Below are 17,420 nucleotides of genomic sequence, written 5' to 3'. Positions count from 1 at the left end.
CCGCTCACGCGGCAACCCCCTTCTTCGCCTGCATCGCGTGCACCAGGTAGCTCGCGACCTCACCCGGAGTGGTACCCCGGGAGAACACTCGATCGACCCCCAGTTCGCCCGCCATCAACGGGTCGAACCGCGGACCGCCGGCCACGAGCAGCGGCCTGCGGTCCCCCATCGCCTCGCGGAACGCCGCCGACATCTCCTGCGTGTTCAGGATGTGCGCGTCGCGCTGGGTCACGACCTGGGAGATCAGCACCGCGTCGGCCTTCTCGGCGCGGGCGCAGCGGACCAGCTCCGGTACCGAGACCTGGGCGCCGAGGTTCACGACCTTCAGCTCCCGGTAGTACTCCAGGCCCTTCTCCCCCGCGAAGCCCTTGATGTTGAGGATCGCGTCGATGCCGACCGTGTGCGCGTCCGTGCCGATGCACCCGCCGACCACGACCAGCTTGCGCCGCAACACCTTCTTGAGCACCGAGTTCACCTCGGCCGGTGTCAGGAGCGGGTACTCGCGCTCGACGACCTTGACCTCGTCGAGGTCCACGAGGTGCTTCACCGACCCGTAGACGACGAAGAACGTGAAGTCGTCGCCGATGGGGTTCGAGTGGACCACCATCGCGGGGTCCATGCCCATCTTGTTCGCGAGCTGCAGCGCCGCGCCGTCCGCCTTGGGGCCGAAGGGGATCGGCAGCGTGAACGACGTCTGGATCATGCCGTCGCCGGTGGTGTCGCCGTAGGGCCGCACGTACCTCTTCGCGTCAGGCACCCTGGGCCTCCAGCATCTCGCTCGCGGGGTTGAAGTACTCGGGCGCCTTCTCGACGACGCCGTCCGCGCCCTTGCCCTTGTCCGCCGGGCGCTTCATCAGGCCGAACGTGCCGTCCGCGATGGCGTTGAGCAGGCCGTCGTCGACGATGCGCTCCAGCAGGTCGACGGCCTCGCCGAGCACCTGGTGCGCGCGCTTGACGATGAGACCGTCCGGCGCGGGGCGGAAGTCCTCGGCGAGGCTGCCCGCCGCGTTCAGCACGTACCGGACGTTCTTCAGGGCCAGGTCCCGGTCCGACAGGAACGGGGTCACGACGGCCTCGGTCATCATGCCGACGAGCAGAATGGACTGTCCTGTGAGGACACCCGCGAGGTTGAAGAACCCGTCCAGCAGGTAGCCGTCGAAGACGTCGCCGGTCATGTGCTTGGTCGGCGGCATCCACTTCAGCGGCGCGTCCGGGAAGAGTTCGCGGGCCAGCAACGCGTGCGCGAGCTCGAGCCGGAACGAGTCGGGCACCTTCGGGTTGATCTCGAAGGCGTGACCGAGGCCCAGCAGGTGGTCGGGCAGTCCCGCCTCGTGGGCGAAGTGCTCGTTGAGGAGCTGGGAGACGGTGACGGTGTGCGCGGCGTCGACGGCGTCCGCGGTGGTGAGGTAGTTGTCCTCGCCGGTGTTGATGATGATGCCGGCGCGGGCGTGCACCTGGCGGGAGAAGCGCTGGTCGACGAACGTGCGGATCGGGTTGATGTCGCGGAACAGGATGCCGTACATCGAGTCGTTGAGCATCATGTCCAGGCGCTGAAGCCCTGCCAGGACAGCGATTTCCGGCATGCACAGGCCGGAGGCGTAGTTGGTCAGCCGCACGTACCGGCCGACCTCCTTCGACACGTCGTCGAGCGCCGCGCGCATGATCCGGAAGTTCTCCTGCGTGGCGTACGTGCCCGCGAACCCGTGGTGCGTGGCGCCTTCCGGGACGTAGTCGAGCAGCGACTGCCCGGTCGAGCGGATCACCGCGATGATGTCGGCACCCGCGCGGGCCGCGTTCTGGGCCTGGACGACGTCCTCGTCGATGTCGCCGGTCGCGACGATCAGGTAGATCCACGGGCGTTGCGCGGGATCACCGAGCTTGGTGATCAGCTTGTCGCGCTGGGCCCGGTTGCGGTCGACCGCCTTGAGGCCCTTGGCCACGGCGGACGTCGAGGCCTTGCGCGCCGCCGTCAGGTCCTTGCCGGTGGGAATCCTGAACTGGATCTGGCCCGCCGCCGTGGCCTCGGCCAGTTCGGTGAGGGTGCCGAGGTCGTGCTCGCGCAGCGCGTGGAACGCCGGCAGCACCACACCGTGCTCCAGCCCGCACTGCTCGCGGACCGTGTCGATCACGCGGTTGACCCACGGGACGTCACCGGCGCGGTGCGTGGAGTCCGCGCCGGTGATGCCCGCCAGGCGGAGTGTGGCGCGCTCGACGGCGACGGTGGTGTGCGCCTTCGCGAGGGACACCACCGGTTCGGCCGCCCGCGCCGCGAGTGCGCGCGCGGTGGCGACCACCGAGGGGTCGAGGTCGAGCAACGCCATGAGTCACTTCCTCTCGTAAATCGTCCGGCCGTTCAGGACGGTTCGCACGCAGACCGGCGCAGGGCCGGTGAGGTCGGGCAGTCCGGGCACGCCGGAACGCGGGTCGGTGGACCAGCGCTGCACCCGCGCGTCGCTGCCCGCGACGACCAGGTCACCGGTCTCCCACACCGCGTAGGTCGCGGGCGCGCCGGGCTGCAGGGTGCCGGTCAGGCCGTCGTTCACGCCCGCCGCCCGCCAGCCACCACGCGTGTGCGCGGTGAAGGCGGCGCGTGGGGAGACGCCGTAACCGTCGGTCTTGTGGTGCACCGCCGCGCGCACGGCGGCCCACGGGTCGATGGCGGTCACCGGGGTGTCCGAACCGAACGCGAGCACCACGCCCGCGGCGGCGAGCCGCGAAAAGGGGTTCAGCCCCACACCGCGCTCAGCACCGAGTCGCTGCGCGTACATACCGGCCGGGCCGCCCCACTCGGCGTCGAACAGCGGCTGGACGGAGGCGACGACGCCCCACCCGGCCAGTTTCTCCGCCTGCTCCTTCGACACCATCTCGACGTGTTCGAGGCGGTGGCGGGCCGAGGCGAGCTCGGGGGTGCCGAGTGCCTTCTCCGCCAGGGAGAAGCCCTCGATCACGGCGGCCATCGCGGCGTCGCCGATGACGTGGAACCCCGCCTGCAGTCCCAGCTCGGTGCACTTGACCAGGTGGTCGGCGATCTGGCGGCCGTCGAGGTAGAGCGCTCCGGACGTGTCAGCGTCGGCGTAGGGCTCGGTCAGCGCGGCCGTGCGGGAACCGAGGGCACCGTCGACGAAGTGGTCGCCGGCGAGTCCGCGGACCGGAACGTCCGGCAGGTCGTGCGCACCCCAGTAGGCCACCACCTCGGGGCCTTCGGTGAGCGCGAGGAGTTCGCGCAGGTCGTCCTCGCCGGAGATGTCCGGGCCGGCGCACTCGTGCACGGACGCGATGCCTTTTGACGCCGCGTGGTTCAGGAACGCGAGTTGTGCGGCCTGGCGCTGTTCGGGCGTGATGGCGGCTTTCGCCGTGCCGCGCACGTGGTGGTGTGCGGCACGCGAGAGAGGGCCGTCGGCGGAGAACCCGTCGGCGGCACGGGCCTCGTCGCTGATCAAATCCGAGGAGACCAGGGCGGAGTGCACGTCGATGCGCGACAGGTACACCGTCTTGCCCTGAGCGGCCTCGTCGATCTCGGCGCGCGTCGGCGGGCGGTTCTCCGGCCAGCGCGTCTCGTCCCACCCGTGACCCCAGACCAGAGGGCCCTCGGCGGAGCGCACCTGGTCGAGCAGTTCGTCCACAGAGGACGTCTTCGTCAGGTCGAGGCCGGTCAGGAGCAGACCGGCGGACGTGGCGTGCACGTGCGCGTCGACGAACGCGGGCGCGACGAAGGCGCCGCCGAGCTCGATGACCTCGGCGTCCGGGTGCAGCGCGTGCCCGACCGAGTCCTGTCCGATCCACACGACGACACCGTCCGTGACGGCCATCGCCGTCGCATCCGGTGCGTAGATGCGGCCGCCGACCAAAAGTTGCGTACTCACGTCACGCAGTCTGCCGTTGCTCGAACAACGCCCGCACACCCGCCTGGGTCCGGACGAGGTCCAGCGCGAACTGGGCGTGACCAGGCACATACCCGTTGCCGACGATCATCTCCACGTCCGCCGCCAGACCCTCCGCTCCCAAAGCGGCGGCGCTGAACGAGGTCGCCATCGAGAAGAAGATCACGGTGCCGCCGTCCGCGGTCGCGAGGATGGCGCCGTGCTCGCACCCCGGCACGTCCACGCACACGACCGTGACATCGACCTGCTTGCCCACGGCCTCGGCCACGGCCACCGGATTGCGCGCGTCCGCGATCACGACCTCGTCCGCGAGACCGGCTTCGAGCACCTGCGCTGCCTCACGTTCGGTCGGCACCAACGCGACGAGGCGCGACGCACCGGCCTGACGCGCGGCCGCGAGAGAAAGCGAGCCGGACTTACCGCCACCACCGAGCACGAGTACCGAGCCACCGGGATGCTTGCGCACGACACGGTCCGTCAGCGCCGGCGCACCGCACACGTCGAGCACGGACAACGCCAGCTCGTTCGGCATGTCGTCCGGCAGCACGGCCGCGATGGACCGCCCGAACAGCACCGCGGTCCCCCGGCACGGCACCTGCTCGTCCTCGCCGTCCCAGTCCTGCAGGCCGTCGTTGATCCGCAGCGGCGTCAGCGTGAGGCTGACCAGCGTCGCGATCCGGTCGCCGGCCTTGAGCCCGAGCGGCGACTCCGGCCCCACCTCGAGCACGGTGCCGAGCAGCATGCCGCCCGAGCCGGTGACCGGGTTCTGCATCTTGCCGCGCTCACCGACGATGTCGAGCACGGCCTGCCGGACCGCCGCGCCGCTGCCGTGCTGCTCCCTGAGCTGCCGGAACGAGGCCGCGTCCAGGTTGAGCCGCTCGACCGCGACGATCACCTCGTCGGCAGCGGGCACGGGGTTCGCGTCGAGCCGCCAGGCCTGCTGCGGCAGGACGCCGGCGGGCTCGATGACGCGGTGCAATCCGTACGCGCTCACGCGAAAATCCTTCGGTCGACGACGCTGTCTCGAAGATATCTTCACGTGAGGCGTCAAGATTGCGCAAGTATCACTCAGGCATCAGGCGATACCAACGGCAGTCGTACGGCGCGAGGTCGACCTTGGCGCCGATCTTCGCGGGCTTCACGCGGCCTCCCGTGAGCAGATCCGCGAGCACACCTTCGGCCGGGACCCGCACCGTGAGCTCTTGATCCGAGAGGTTGTGCACGGCGATGACAGAGCCTCCATCGCAGTCCGCGCGGTGAGCGAACACGCGCGGCTCTCCCGTGTCGAGCACCTGGAACGTGCCCCACGCGAGCTCCGGGCACTCCCGGTACCGCGCGATCATGAGCCGCATCCAGACCAGCAACGACTCCGGGTCGTGGCGCTGCTCGCCCGCGGCGTCCCAGTCCATCGGCACGCGCACCGCCATCCTGCCCTCCAGCGACAGGTCCTCCTCCAGCCCGATCTCCTCGCCGTAGAACAGCACCGGCGTTCCCGGCAGGGTGAAGAGCAGGCTGTAGACCATCCGGATGCGGCGCTGGTCGCCTCCGAGCATGCCGGGCAGCCGCCGGCGCAGGCCTCGTCCGTAGAGCTGCATGGACTTCTCCGGCCCGAAGGCGTCGAAGACCTCCTGCCGTTCGTCGGTGGGCAGCTTGTCCAGGGTCAGCTCGTCGTGGTTGCGCACGAACGTCGCCCAGTGCCCGTCCCGCGGCGGCTCCGGCCGTTCCTGCAGCGCCTTGACCAGCGGTCCGCTCGATCGCCGCGCCAGCGACAGGTACATCGCCTGCATTCCGACGAAGTCGAAGCACATGGTCAGCTCGTCGCCGACGCCCTGGCCGTAGAAGGCCATCGTGTCCTTGTACGGCAGGTTCACCTCGCCCAGCAGCACGCCTTCACCGTTGCGGCGGTTGAGGAACGCCCGCAGGTCGGTGAGGTAGTCGTGCGGGTCGGGCAGCGAGACGGCGTCCGCGGGGTCGTTGTGCTCCAGCAGGAACGGGACCGCGTCCACCCGGAACCCGCTCAGCCCCAGTTCCATCCAGAAGCCCATGATGCGCGCGATCTCGTCGCGCACCTGGGGGTTGGACACGTTGAGGTCGGGCTGGTGCTTGTAGAAGCGGTGCAGGTAGTACCTGCCCACCTCCTCGGAGTACTCCCAGAGCGAGTTCTCCTTGTCGGGGAAGGTGATTCCCTGCGGTCCGTCGCTCTGGGGCTCGTCCGCCCACACGTACCAGTCGCGCTTCTCCGGGTCGTGGAACCACGGGTGCTGGTCAGAGGTGTGGTTGACCACGAGGTCGGCGATCACGCGCATGCCTCTGTCTCGTGCGGTGCGCACGAACTCCACGAAGTCGCCCAGCGAACCCAGACGTGGGTCTACGGAGTAGAAATCGGTGATGTCGTAGCCGTCGTCGCGTTCGGCGGTCGGGTAGAACGGCATCAACCACACGCACGTCACGCCCAGGGCGTGGAGGTGGTCGATGCGTTCGGTCGCGCCGCGGAAGCCGTCACTGGAGAAGGTCTCCACGTCCAGGCAGTACAGAACGGCGTTCTTCCACCAGACGTCGGACGTGCGGATCACGCGGTCACCTCCGGCAACACGTGCTCGCCGAACGCGTCGACGAACGGGATCAGGTCCTGGCCCACGTGGTGCAGGTAGATCTCCTCGAAGCCCAGCGACGCGTACTCGTTCAGCCGCTCGGCGTGCCACTTCAGGTCCGAGGACACGTTCACGACCTCGGCCACCTCGGCCGGCGTGACGCGCTCGGCGACCACGTCGAAGTGCTCGGCCAGTTCCAGGTCCCAGCAGACCGGCGGGCGGAAGATGTTGGTCCGCCACTGGTCATGCGCGATCGCGAGAGCCGTGTCGTCGTCATCGGCCCAGCTCAGGTGCACCTGCAGGTGCAGCTTGCCCTTGCCGCCCGCGTCCCGATAGGCGTCCGCGAGCTCGCGGAGCCGTTCGGGCGGTGCGTTGACCGTGATCAGCCCGTCGGCCCACTCAGCGCACCAGCGGGCGGTCTGCGGGCTCACGGCGGCGCCGATCAGCAGGGGCACCTCGTCGGGCAGGGTCCAGAGCTTGGCGCGGTCGACCGTGACCAGGCCGTCGTGGCTGACCTCCTCGCCGGACAGCAGCGCGCGGATCACGTCGACGCACTCGCGCAACCGTGCGGTGCGCACGTCCTTGCGGGGCCATCCGTCGCCGGTGATGTGCTCGTTGCTCGCCTCGCCGGTGCCGAGCGCGGCCCAGAACCGGCCGGGGTTCATCGCGGCCAGCGTGCCGATCGCCTGGGCGGTGATCGCCGGGTGGTAGCGCTGTCCCGGGGCGGTGACCACGCCGAACGGCAGTTCGGTGGCCTGCAGTGCCGCGCCGAGCCAGGACCAGGCGAACCCGGACTGCCCCTGACGTGCGCTCCAGGGTGAGAAGTGGTCTGAGCTCATCGCCGCGCCGAACCCTGCCTCCTCAGCCCTGCGCACGGCGGTAAGCAGGTCTGCGGGGTGTATCTGCTCGTGTGACGCATGGATGCCATAGACCGTCATGGCACTTCAGGTACCCAATCGAAAACTTCGGGAAAGCTTGAACCGACTCGCAACGGCGTCCGTGTTGAGTGCAGCACCCTCACCGCGGAGGAGGAACGGCGATGTTCAACGAGACCCGGGTCGGCACAGCCACCGTCGTTGAGTTCATTCGGCCGGACGGCTCGGTCGAGCCGATGAACGTCGACTTCCAGTACCGCTCAGACGATCCGCACGCCGTGACCTTGCGTTTTCAGGCGCGCGACCAGGAGTCGACCTGGCTCGTCGGCCGTGAACTGCTCGCGGACGGGCTGCTGTCGCCGGCCGGGCTCGGGGACGTGCGGCTGCGGCCGGGCGACGGCGACGTGCTCGTGCTGGAGTTGCTGACCGAGGACTCGCACGCGGTGTTCCACCTGTCCGCGGCCGAGCTGCGGCGGTTCCTCGACTCGACCTACGCGGCGGTCCCGGCCGGTCGTGAGGTCGTCGACTTCGATCTGCTGGTGAAGGACCTCCTCGGCTAGAGGCGCAGTCCCAGGACGAGCTTGTCCGCGGAGTCGACCACGCGGAAGCCCATGTGCTCCCAGAAGCCGACCGCGTGTGTGTTGTGGTGCCGCACGTGCACATGAACGCCCTTCTCCAGGCGTTCGAGCACGCTGCGTACGAGCGCGCCACCGAACCCCTTGCCCTTCGCGCGCGGCAGCAGGTTCGCGTGCATGTGCGCCGGATAGTCGCCCGCGACCATCAGATCGGCACGGGCCGGGTGGTGAATCTGCTGCACGATCCGGTTCGCATTCGGCGTCAGCGGGTAGCGGATGCGCAGGTCAGGCCACCAGTCGCGGTCGCAGCGGTCCTCGAAGGCCTCCGTGTCGGACGCCGCGAGCGCGTAGCCGCAGATTCCCTCGTCGTCCTCCGCCACGAACACCAGGTCGGGTTCGAACGCCACGTACGGGCCGACGTAGGCGTGGCCCATCAGGCGTGGGTCGTCGAACAGGTGACGCGCGCCGAGGCCACCGTTGCCGGTGTCGAGGCAGATGTCGTACAGCGCGTCCAGGTCGGCGGGCCGGTACGCGCGGATCACCGGATCTCGCGCCGCTCCGTGATGACGACCGGGTCGGCGTCGACGTCGATGACCTCGCCCTCGACGACCTGACCGGCACCGAAGCGCCGTTCGTGCTCGAACTTGAGCGCCGCCGCCTCCGCCTTGCGCGCGATCCGCCGGCTCACGAGCTTGCGCGTGGGCGGGAAGAGCAGGAACAACGCGGCGACGTCGCTGATGAAGCCCGGAACCATGATCAACGCCCCGGCCGCCGCGATCAGCACGCCGTCCGCCATCTCCTGGTGGGGCTGCTGGCGCTGGAACACCGACTGGGAGAACGCGGCCATCGTCTGCGCGCCCTGACGGCGCACCAGCGACAGTCCGACGAGGGTGCCGAGCAGGAGCAACGCGATCATCCAGAGCCCGCCGATGGCGTTGCCGACGGCGACCATGACCGCGATCTCGGCGAACATCCCGAGCAGCAGCAGCGCGAAGAGGGGCATGCCCGTTCAACGCACAACGGCGCGTCTTTGCTCCCGACCGGCCCTCGACCAGGGCTTGATCTGAAATATTTACGGCGAGCTAGCGGTATGACAGGATATCTTTACGCGACCTCGACGCAGAGGAGTACGGATGACCGCGGTGCACGACGCCCCCACGGCGCTGGAGCGGCTGGACCGCCAGCCGTACACGTACGTCCGCCGTGAGCTGGTCGAACCAGACTGGCGACGCTTCCCCGGCTGGTCCCACGTGACCGAGGCGCAGTGGCGCGACGCCCAGTGGCAGCGGGTGAACTGCGTCAAGAACGTGAAGCAGCTCCGCAAGGTCGCGGGCGACCTGCTGACCGACAGGTTCTACGACGACCTCGCCAAGGACATGGACGCCTTCGCGACGATGTCGATGCTGATCCCGCCGCAGATGTTCAACACGATGGCGGTCGACGCCGAACTTTCTCCCGACGCCTTCACCGAGGCGTTCCTGAACGACCCGGTCCGCCGCTACATGCTGCCGGTCTCGTCGGACCGCGACCCCCACTGGCCGTCGCACCCGCACTCCCAGCGCGACTCGCTGCACGAGGCGGAGATGTGGGTGGTGGAGGGCCTCACCCACCGCTACCCCACCAAGGTCCTGGCCGAGATGGTGTCGACCTGCCCGCAGTACTGCGGGCACTGCACCCGCATGGACCTGGTCGGCAACTCCACGCCGTTGATCGACAAGCACAAGCTCTCGCTGAAGCCGGTCGACCGCCAGGACCAGATGATCGAGTACCTGAAGAAGACCCCGGGAGTCCGCGACGTCGTGGTCTCCGGCGGCGACGTGGCGAACGTGCCGTGGCCACAACTCGAGTCGTTCCTCATGCGCCTGCTCGACATCGAGACGGTGCGCGACGTCCGCCTGGCCACCAAGGCCCTCGCCGGTCTCCCCCAGCACTGGCTCCAGCCGCGCGTCGTCGAGGGCCTGGAACGTGTCGCGCGCACGGCTTCCCGGCGCGGCGTGAACCTGGCGATCCACACGCACGTGAACCACGCCCAGTCCGTGACTCCTCTCGTCGCCGAGGCCGCCCGCACCGCACTGGAAGTCGGTGTGCGGGACGTGCGCAACCAGGGCGTTCTGATGAAGGGCGTCAACGCGACGTCGGACGACCTGCTGGACCTTTGCTTTGCGCTGCAAGGGGAAGCGAACATCCTGCCGTACTACTTCTACATGTGCGACATGATCCCCAACGCGGAGCACTGGAGGGTGTCCGTCTGGGAGGCGCAGGAGCTGCAGCACGCGATCATGGGGTATCTGCCGGGGTATGCGACGCCTCGCATCGTGTGCGACGTGCCGTACGTCGGGAAGCGGTGGGTGCACCAGTTCGCCGAGTACGACCGTGAGCTCGGGATCTCCTACTGGACCAAGAACTACCGCACCGGGATCGAGCTCGAGGACCCGGAGGCGTTGGACCGGCGTTACCCCTACTACGACCCGATCTCGACGCTCGGCGAGGCCGGCCAGAAGTGGTGGACCGACCAGGCCTGACAGGTGTCGACGGGGCCGTTTCCGGGAGAACTTCCGGAGGCGGCCCCGTCGGCGTGTTTACCTGATCATGTTCGGGTCAGCTGAGCTGCTGGCTCGGCTTGCGTTTCTCCTGCATCGACTTCACGGCCTCGTCCACCGACGGAGCCACGGGTAGCACCTGGGTCAGGGCGCTGGCCATCAGGGGACGCGCCGCCGCCACCGCCGTGGCCACGATGGCGAACTCCACCTCCTCGCGCTGGGCCCGCCCGTGCAGCTCCAGCAGCATCGACAACGCAGACGAGCCCATGAACTCCACGGCCAGCTCCACCACCATGCCGTCCGGCCGTTTGGCCAGGTGCTCGAACAGGGCTGTCCCGACTCCGTCCACGCTGATCATGTCGAGTTCACCGGTGATGACAGCGACAAGCACGCCGTCATGGTCGCTGGCCTGCATGGTGGCCATCGACGCCGTCTCGCCTGAAGTCACTGCATACCTCACTTATAGATCCCCGACCGTTGTCCTGTCACCGATGTTACGAACTGCGACGCCACCCGGCACGATCACCGCGGTTCCTCGGCGTTTCGACGCTGCGCACGTCCTCCTGGCGGGCTTGCTGCCTGGTCGAGACCAACGAGCTCACGGGCGACTCGCAGCGTGCTCTCACTCGACGATTCACTCGAGTCGAACGATGCGGCCATTCGATTCGACCAGGGCGCACCTCGCTCTCCCGCAGCCACCTTCCAATTCGAACAGCAAATCAGCAAGTTGATGCGCTGCAATCCCTTTTTCATATCCGTGAATCATCGAGGAAGCCGCGCTGCACTCGGGTGATCAAGTCGTTCGGTGTTCATAACCGTGAATTTTGTTGCCTGTCACGCACTGTTGCGCAATACTCGCTGGGAGCGTTCCCAGGGCCGCTGATTCCGGCTGACACCCCGATCAGCGTCGCTGGGAATCCGTCAGACAATCCTGCTCGCAAGGAGGCGACGCAAGAGTCTGCGTACGGACAAGCGCACAACAAAGCGAATCACCGGTGATTCGTCAGGTATTGGCGTCGCCTCCGTTTTGAAACCACCGACGTCGTCCGGCTGCAATCAACCCGTGCAGCCGGGGCGTCGGTCTGCTTCGAACGCACCGACCGACCCGCCGCCGGCGAGTGCGATCCGTCCAACCTTCGAAGACGCAGGAGACGAAATGAAACGATCAGTCGCATGGCGGATCCCCGCGGTCGTGGCCGCGCTGGCCGTCGCGACCTCGACCAGCGCGGTGCTGGCGATGTCACCGGCGTCGGCGGCGGCCGGCGTCGCGACCGGCTACGCGTCCCAGAACGGCGGCACCACCGGAGGCCAGGGTGGGGCGACGGTGCGGGCCACCACGGGAACCCAGATCCACCAGGCCCTGTGCGGCCGGGCGAGCAGCAGCACGCCGATCACCATCGAGGTCTCGGGCACGATCAACCACGGCAACACCGCCAAGGTCTCGGGCAACAGCTGCGAGACCGCCGCCGGCGTGATCGAGCTCAAGCGGATCAGCAACGTCACCATCATCGGCGTCGGCGGCGGCGCCGTCTTCGACCAGGTGGGCATCCACATCCGCGAGTCCCGCAACATCATCATCCGGAACGTGACCGTCCGGAACGTCAAGAAGTCGGGCTCCCCCACGTCCAACGGCGGCGACGCCATCGGGATGGAGAGCAACGTCCGCAACGTCTGGGTCGACCACGTCGACCTTCTGGCGTCCGGCGGTGAGTCGGAGGGCTACGACGGCCTGTTCGACATGAAGAACAACACCCAGTACGTGACCCTGTCCTACAGCACCCTGCGCAACTCCGGCCGCGGCGGGCTGGTCGGGTCCAGTGAGAGCGACCGCTCGAACGGGTTCATCACGTACCACCACAACCTGTACGAGAACATCGACTCCCGGGCGCCGTTGCTGCGGGGCGGCATCGCCCACATGTACAACAACCACTACGTGAGCCTCAACGAGTCCGGCATCAACTCCCGGGCCGGCGCCAAGGCCAAGGTGGACAACAACTACTTCAAGAACTCGCGCGACGTCCTCGGCACCTTCTACACCACCGAGGCCGGCTACTGGCAGGTCAGCGGCAACGTCTTCGACAACGTGACGTGGTCCGCCCCGAGCAGCGATCACAAGCCCGCCGGTCCCGACGTCAGGTCCACGACCACCGTCTCCGTGCCCTACAGCTTCACCCTCGACCAGGCCGGCTGCGTGCCGAACGTCGTGAGCCGCACGGCGGGCGCCGGCACGGGCCTGAGGGAGTCGGACGGCAGCTGCTGAGAGAGCTGATCCACAACTGATCAGCTGAAGCCCTTGGTTCGATCTTTCCTCTGCGGCAAGAGGAATGATCAACCAAGGGCTTCACGCTTCGCCCGCTTCAGTCGAATTCATTCGACACTATTCGACACAAGTTCGAATTATTCGGCCGAAAGGCCTATTCGAACACCACTGAAAAGCAATCGGCAAGACCACGTATGTGAACCGGTTCTCATATGTGACGCGGCGTTGACACGCCGGAAACACAAGTCTTATGGTCCGAATCAGGAAAGTGATTTCTCCACGCCGCCGCCGCGACGCAAGCCGTATTCCCGAAAGGACCATCCAAATGCGGACGCACGTCGGGTACGAACGCGCCCTCGCACGGGTCGCGGTGGCGGTGGCCGTGGTGGCCGCCGCGGTCGGGGCACCCTCCGCCACGGCGGCCGGGCCCGCCGCCGACGGGTTCGCCGGGGTGACCGCGCTGGGGCAGGGCGGAACCACCGGTGGGGCCGGGGGCGCGGTGGTCACGGCCACGACGACCGCGCAGTTCCTGGACTACATCGCCCGGCCGGAACCACTGGTGGTGCAGGTCCGCGGCACGATCGCGCTGCCCACCGGCACCAGGGACGGGATGCACGACGTCGCTTCCGACAAGACGATCATCGGACTCGGCGGTGACGCCCGGCTGGTCGGCGGCGGGCTGAACATCGGGCTCCCGGTGGACGACGACGTGATCTCGCCGCCCGCGAACGCGGTGCACAACGTGATCATCCGGAACCTGTCGATCACCGGCGCCACCGACGACCTGATCAACGTGCAGATGTTCAGCCACCACATCTGGATCGACCACAACGACTTCTCCAACGGTGATGACGGAGCAGTCGACATCAAACGCGGGTCCGATTTCATCACCGTTTCCTGGAACAGGTTCCACGACCACGACAAGACGTTGTTGCTCGGGCACGACGACGACAACTCGGCGCAGGACGTGGGCCGCCTCAGGGTGACCTACCACCACAACTACTTCGACGGCTCCGATCAGCGCAACCCGCGAGTTCGCTTCGGCGAGTCGGTGCACGTCTACAACAACTACTACCGGGACAACAGCTACGGCGTCGCGTCGGCGATGAACGCGGGCGTGGTGCTGGAGGGCAACTACTTCTTCAGCGTCAACAACCCCGGCCGGGTCGACTTCAGCGGTGACCTCGGCCGGATGGTCGCCAGGGACAACGTCCTCGTCGAGTGCAACCACGAGATCGAGGTGCGCGGGTCCGTCGTCGAGCCGCGCACCTACTACGCCTACACACCGCACCGGGCCGTCGAGGTCCCGACCGTCGTGCCCGCCGGTGCGGGTGTCGGCCGAGTCTGAGGAGGACGGGCACATGAGCAGCAGCATCAGCCGACGGGCGCTCCTCGCGGGTGCCGCCGCGACCGCGCTGGCCACGACCACCAAGCCCGCGTGGGCGGCTCCGCTCGCCACCGCCGACGGCTTCGCCGGGGTGAACTCGCTCGGCCAGAACGGCACCACCGGCGGCGCGGGCGGCCCGGTCGTCACGGTGCGGGACGCGGACGCGTTCCTGGACTACTGCGACCGCAACGAGCCGTACGTCATCCAGGTCGACGGGGTCATGCGGATCAGCAGCAAGCAGGGCGTGCGGTCGAACAAGACGATCATCGGGCTCGGCTCGACCGCCGAGATCAGCGGCGGCGGCCTCGACCTGTACCGCAGGCAGAACGTGATCATCCGCAACCTCCGGTTCACCGGCGCGGACGACGACGCGATCAGCATCCAGCAGTCCTCGCACCACGTCTGGATCGACCACTGCGACCTCAGCGGCGGCGCCGACGGGCTGATCGACATCGTCCGCGGCGCGGACTACATCACCGTGTCGTGGAACCACTTCCACGACCACAGCAAGACCGCGCTGCTGGGCCACTCCGACTCCAACGCGGGCCAGGACACCGGCAAGCTCCGGGTGACGTTCCACCACAACTTCTTCGACGGCACCGCGCAACGGCACCCGCGGGTCCGCTTCGGCGAGCCGGTCCACGTCTACAACAACTACTTCCGCAACAACACCCTCTACGGCGTGGCGTCGACCGAGAACGCGGGAGTCCTGGTCGAGGCCAACTACTTCGAGAACGTCCCCCACCCGATCTACTCCGGCTACGACGAGAGCGGGCCGGGGCGCGTGGTCGAGCGCGGCAACGTCTACGTCCGCTCCGGCACACCCGAGACGCTCGGCACCGTCGTGGAGCCGCGCACCTACTACGCCTACACCCCCGACAGCGCCGCCAGCCTGCCCGGCATCGTTCCGGCGGGCGCCGGCGTCGGCCGGATCTGACAGGACGCGGAGGACCACCATGAGCCCCATCAACCGACGACGGCTGCTCGCGGGCGCGGCGCTGACCGCCTTCGCCACCACCGCGTCGCGCGCCGCGTGGGCCGGCCCGGCCGCCGACGCCGTGGCCGACGGCTTCGCGGGCGTGACCGCGCTGGGCCAGAACGGCACCACCGGCGGCGCGGGCGGCCAAGCCGTCACCGTGACGACCGCGGCGGCGCTGCGGGACTACGTCGGGCGCAAGGAGCCCTACGTCATCTCGGTGTCCGGCCGCATCGAGGTCGACGGCATGCTGACCGTCGTCGCGAACAAGACGATCTTCGGGATCGGCTCCACCGCCGAGATCACCGGCGGTGGGCTGCAACTGGGCTCGACCACCCGTCCCGGCAACAACGTGATCATCCGCAACCTGCGCTTCACCGACGCCTCGGACGACTCCATCAGCGTCACCAACTCCGCGCACCACGTGTGGATCGACCACTGCGACCTGTCGCGCGGCTTCGACGGCCTGCTCGACATCAAGCGGCAGTCCGACTACGTCACGGTGTCGTGGAACCACTTCCACGACCACAGCAAGGCCGCGCTGCTGGGCCACTCCGACAGCTACACCGCCGACCGCGGCAAGCTGCGCGTCACCTACCACCACAACTTCTTCGACCGCACCGACCAGCGGCACCCGCGCGTGCGGTTCGCCGAGCCCGTTCACGTCTACAACAACTACTACCGCGGCAACTCCCTCTACGGCGTCGCGTCCACAGAGGACGCCGGGGTCCTGGTCGAGGCCAATTACTTCGAGAACGTCGCCCACCCGGTCCTGTCCGGCTACGACAAGAGCGGACCGGGCCGCGTCGTGGAGCGCGGCAACGTCTACGTCGGTTCCGGTACCCCGCAGACCCTCGGCACCGTCGTCGAACCTCGCACCTATTACGCCTACTCGCTCGACAACGCCGCCGACGTACCAGCGCTCGTCACCGCGGGCGCGGGCGTCGGCCGAGTCCAACGGAGGACTTCATGAGGAGGACAAGCGCTCTCGCGCTCGTCGCGGTGCTCGTCGGCGGTGCCACGTCGGTGGCCACCGCGTCCGCCGCCGCCGAGGCCGTGCCCATCGGGTTCGCCTCGGTGACGGCGCTCGGCCAGAGCGGGACCACCGGCGGCGCCGGCGGCCCGGAGGTCACGGTCTCCACGGCGGCCGACTTCACCGCCGCCATCAAGGCCGACGGACCGCGCGTGGTCCGCGTGCAGGGCATGATCACGCTGGCGGCGGGCATGTACGACGTGTCCTCGGACAAGACGATCATCGGTGTCGGCGCGAGCTCCGGCATCACCGGTGGCGGGCTGAACATCGGCCTGCCGGTCAGCTCGGTGACCACGCCCCCGGCGAACGCCGTGCACAACGTGATCATCCGCAACCTGGTGTTCCGCAACGCCAGCGACGACTCGATCAACGTGCAGATGTTCTCCCACCACGTCTGGATCGACCACAACGACCTGTCCGCGGGCAAGGACGGCCTGATCGACATCAAGCGCGGGTCCAGCTACGTGACCGTGTCGTGGAACCACACCCACCACCACACCAAGAACATGCTGCTCGGCCACGACGACGGCAACGCCGCGCAGGACACCGGACACCTCAAGGTGACCTACCACCACAACTTCTTCGACCGGACGCCGCAGCGCAACCCGCGCACCCGCTTCGGCAACCCGGTGCACGTGTTCAACAACTACTACGTCGCCAACAGCGACACGGGCGTCGCCTGCCAGAACAAGTCCGGCTGCTGGGTCGAGGGCAACTACTTCGAGAACGTCGAGGAGCCGATGACGAACAGCTACTCGGGCCCGAAGGGCAGCATCGTCGAGCGGAACAACGTCTACGTCAACAGCGGCAAGCCCGTGGTGGGCGGCAGCGTGGAGGACCCGCGCGGCTACTACGCCTACACCCTGGACACGCCGGCGAACGTGAAAGCCCTGGTGACCCAGGGGGCGGGAACCGGCAAGATCTGAGCCCGCCGACGTGCGGGCGGCCCGCGGCCGCCCGCACCGGAGGCGTTCGGCCACGGACCGGAACCGCCCGCCCGGCAACGGCTCGCCGACCTGTGCGTGCAGCTGTGGGAGCACCTGGCCGCGGCCGCCGACACCGACAGCGACGGCCGCATCGGCGTAGCGGAGTACAAGGCCGCCTTCGCCGCGGGACTGCTGGCCACACCCGCCTCGTTCGACGACGGATACCGGCCGTTCCTCGACGCCATCATGTCGATCGCGGACACCGACCACGACGGGAAGCTGAACGCCGACGAGTACGCGCGCTGGACCGGCTCGCTGATGAACCTTCCGATGCCGACGCGCGAGAGGCCTTCCGCAGGGCTCGACCGGAGCGCCG

At 68.3% G+C, this 17,420-nt stretch carries 16 protein-coding genes; 7 read left to right on the top strand and 9 right to left on the bottom strand.

All coding sequences use genetic code 11. The features are described 5' to 3' along the window. Positions 1–4: 4 nt before the first annotated feature. The 6 genes from AB0M48_RS38330 to AB0M48_RS38305 form a co-directional block, all read right to left on the bottom strand. Positions 5–757, bottom strand: a complete 753-nt coding sequence (locus tag AB0M48_RS38330) for an OAM dimerization domain-containing protein (protein WP_363851854.1) — start codon at positions 755–757, stop codon at positions 5–7. Beyond that, positions 750–2,321 (bottom strand): lysine 5,6-aminomutase subunit alpha, encoded by a 1,572-nt coding sequence (locus tag AB0M48_RS38325; RefSeq protein ID WP_363851851.1) that lies wholly within the window; start codon positions 2,319–2,321, stop codon positions 750–752. The genes AB0M48_RS38330 and AB0M48_RS38325 overlap by 8 nt, the downstream gene beginning before the upstream one ends. Positions 2,322–2,324: 3 nt before the next feature. Further along, entirely contained in the window at positions 2,325–3,872 is a 1,548-nt protein-coding gene (locus AB0M48_RS38320; RefSeq protein WP_363851983.1) for an amidohydrolase, read from the bottom strand. Beyond that, positions 3,865–4,875, bottom strand: coding sequence for an L-erythro-3,5-diaminohexanoate dehydrogenase (locus tag AB0M48_RS38315; RefSeq protein ID WP_363851849.1), 1,011 nt, complete (start codon positions 4,873–4,875; stop codon positions 3,865–3,867). The genes AB0M48_RS38320 and AB0M48_RS38315 overlap by 8 nt, the downstream gene beginning before the upstream one ends. Before the next feature lie 70 nt (positions 4,876–4,945). Next, the gene (locus tag AB0M48_RS38310; RefSeq protein ID WP_363851847.1) at positions 4,946–6,454 is read right to left on the bottom strand and encodes an alpha-amylase family protein; all 1,509 of its coding nucleotides are present in this window, start codon (positions 6,452–6,454) and stop codon (positions 4,946–4,948) included. Continuing rightward, a complete protein-coding gene (locus AB0M48_RS38305) occupies positions 6,451–7,410 on the bottom strand; it encodes a TIGR03885 family FMN-dependent LLM class oxidoreductase (RefSeq protein ID WP_363851844.1) in 960 nt (319 codons plus the stop codon). The genes AB0M48_RS38310 and AB0M48_RS38305 overlap by 4 nt, the downstream gene beginning before the upstream one ends. A 101-nt stretch (positions 7,411–7,511) precedes the next feature. Between AB0M48_RS38305 and AB0M48_RS38300 the strand changes: the two genes are divergently transcribed. Beyond that, positions 7,512–7,907 carry an SsgA family sporulation/cell division regulator gene (locus AB0M48_RS38300; RefSeq protein ID WP_363851841.1) on the top strand — a complete coding sequence of 132 codons (396 nt, stop codon included), beginning with the start codon at positions 7,512–7,514 and terminating at the stop codon, positions 7,905–7,907. Here AB0M48_RS38300 and AB0M48_RS38295 read toward each other — a convergent pair. Both AB0M48_RS38295 and AB0M48_RS38290 read right to left on the bottom strand, forming a co-directional pair. Beyond that, entirely contained in the window at positions 7,904–8,464 is a 561-nt protein-coding gene (locus AB0M48_RS38295) for a GNAT family N-acetyltransferase (protein ID WP_363851838.1), read from the bottom strand. The genes AB0M48_RS38300 and AB0M48_RS38295 overlap by 4 nt on opposite strands. Beyond that, on the bottom strand, positions 8,461–8,925 hold the full coding sequence (locus AB0M48_RS38290) for an FxsA family protein (protein ID WP_363851835.1): 465 nt from the start codon (positions 8,923–8,925) through the stop codon (positions 8,461–8,463). Before AB0M48_RS38290 ends, AB0M48_RS38295 begins: the two co-directional genes overlap by 4 nt. Before the next feature lie 130 nt (positions 8,926–9,055). On the opposite strand from AB0M48_RS38290, the gene AB0M48_RS38285 reads away from it, so the two are divergent. Continuing rightward, positions 9,056–10,444, top strand: coding sequence for a lysine 2,3-aminomutase (locus tag AB0M48_RS38285; RefSeq protein WP_363851832.1), 1,389 nt, complete (start codon positions 9,056–9,058; stop codon positions 10,442–10,444). Positions 10,445–10,520: 76 nt separating this feature from the next. Here AB0M48_RS38285 and AB0M48_RS38280 read toward each other — a convergent pair whose 3' ends face one another. After that, on the bottom strand, positions 10,521–10,922 hold the full coding sequence (locus AB0M48_RS38280; RefSeq protein WP_363851830.1) for an STAS domain-containing protein: 402 nt from the start codon (positions 10,920–10,922) through the stop codon (positions 10,521–10,523). A 696-nt stretch (positions 10,923–11,618) separates the two neighbouring features. Between AB0M48_RS38280 and AB0M48_RS38275 the strand changes: the two genes are divergently transcribed. The 5 genes from AB0M48_RS38275 to AB0M48_RS38255 all read left to right on the top strand — a co-directional run bounded on the left by AB0M48_RS38275 (position 11,619) and on the right by AB0M48_RS38255 (position 17,044). Then, the gene (locus AB0M48_RS38275) at positions 11,619–12,722 is read left to right on the top strand and encodes a pectate lyase (protein WP_363851827.1); all 1,104 of its coding nucleotides are present in this window, start codon (positions 11,619–11,621) and stop codon (positions 12,720–12,722) included. Between the two features lie 325 nt (positions 12,723–13,047). Then, on the top strand, positions 13,048–14,070 hold the full coding sequence (locus AB0M48_RS38270) for a pectate lyase (RefSeq protein WP_363851825.1): 1,023 nt from the start codon (positions 13,048–13,050) through the stop codon (positions 14,068–14,070). A gap of 13 nt (positions 14,071–14,083) precedes the next feature. Then, complete coding sequence (locus AB0M48_RS38265; protein WP_363851822.1) at positions 14,084–15,046, top strand: right-handed parallel beta-helix repeat-containing protein; 963 nt, start codon at positions 14,084–14,086, stop codon at positions 15,044–15,046. A 19-nt stretch (positions 15,047–15,065) separates the two neighbouring features. After that, the gene (locus AB0M48_RS38260; protein WP_363851819.1) at positions 15,066–16,058 is read left to right on the top strand and encodes a right-handed parallel beta-helix repeat-containing protein; all 993 of its coding nucleotides are present in this window, start codon (positions 15,066–15,068) and stop codon (positions 16,056–16,058) included. Then, complete coding sequence (locus AB0M48_RS38255) at positions 16,055–17,044, top strand: pectate lyase (RefSeq protein ID WP_363851816.1); 990 nt, start codon at positions 16,055–16,057, stop codon at positions 17,042–17,044. The genes AB0M48_RS38260 and AB0M48_RS38255 overlap by 4 nt, the downstream gene beginning before the upstream one ends. Positions 17,045–17,420: the final 376 nt, after the last annotated feature.

It is taken from the genome of Lentzea sp. NPDC051208, from assembly GCF_040682435.1.
GTDB classification, from domain to species: Bacteria; Actinomycetota; Actinomycetes; order Mycobacteriales; family Pseudonocardiaceae; genus Lentzea; species Lentzea kristufekii.
Note: the sequence above shows the minus strand (reverse complement) of the source record. Positions and strands in the feature narration are given on the sequence as shown.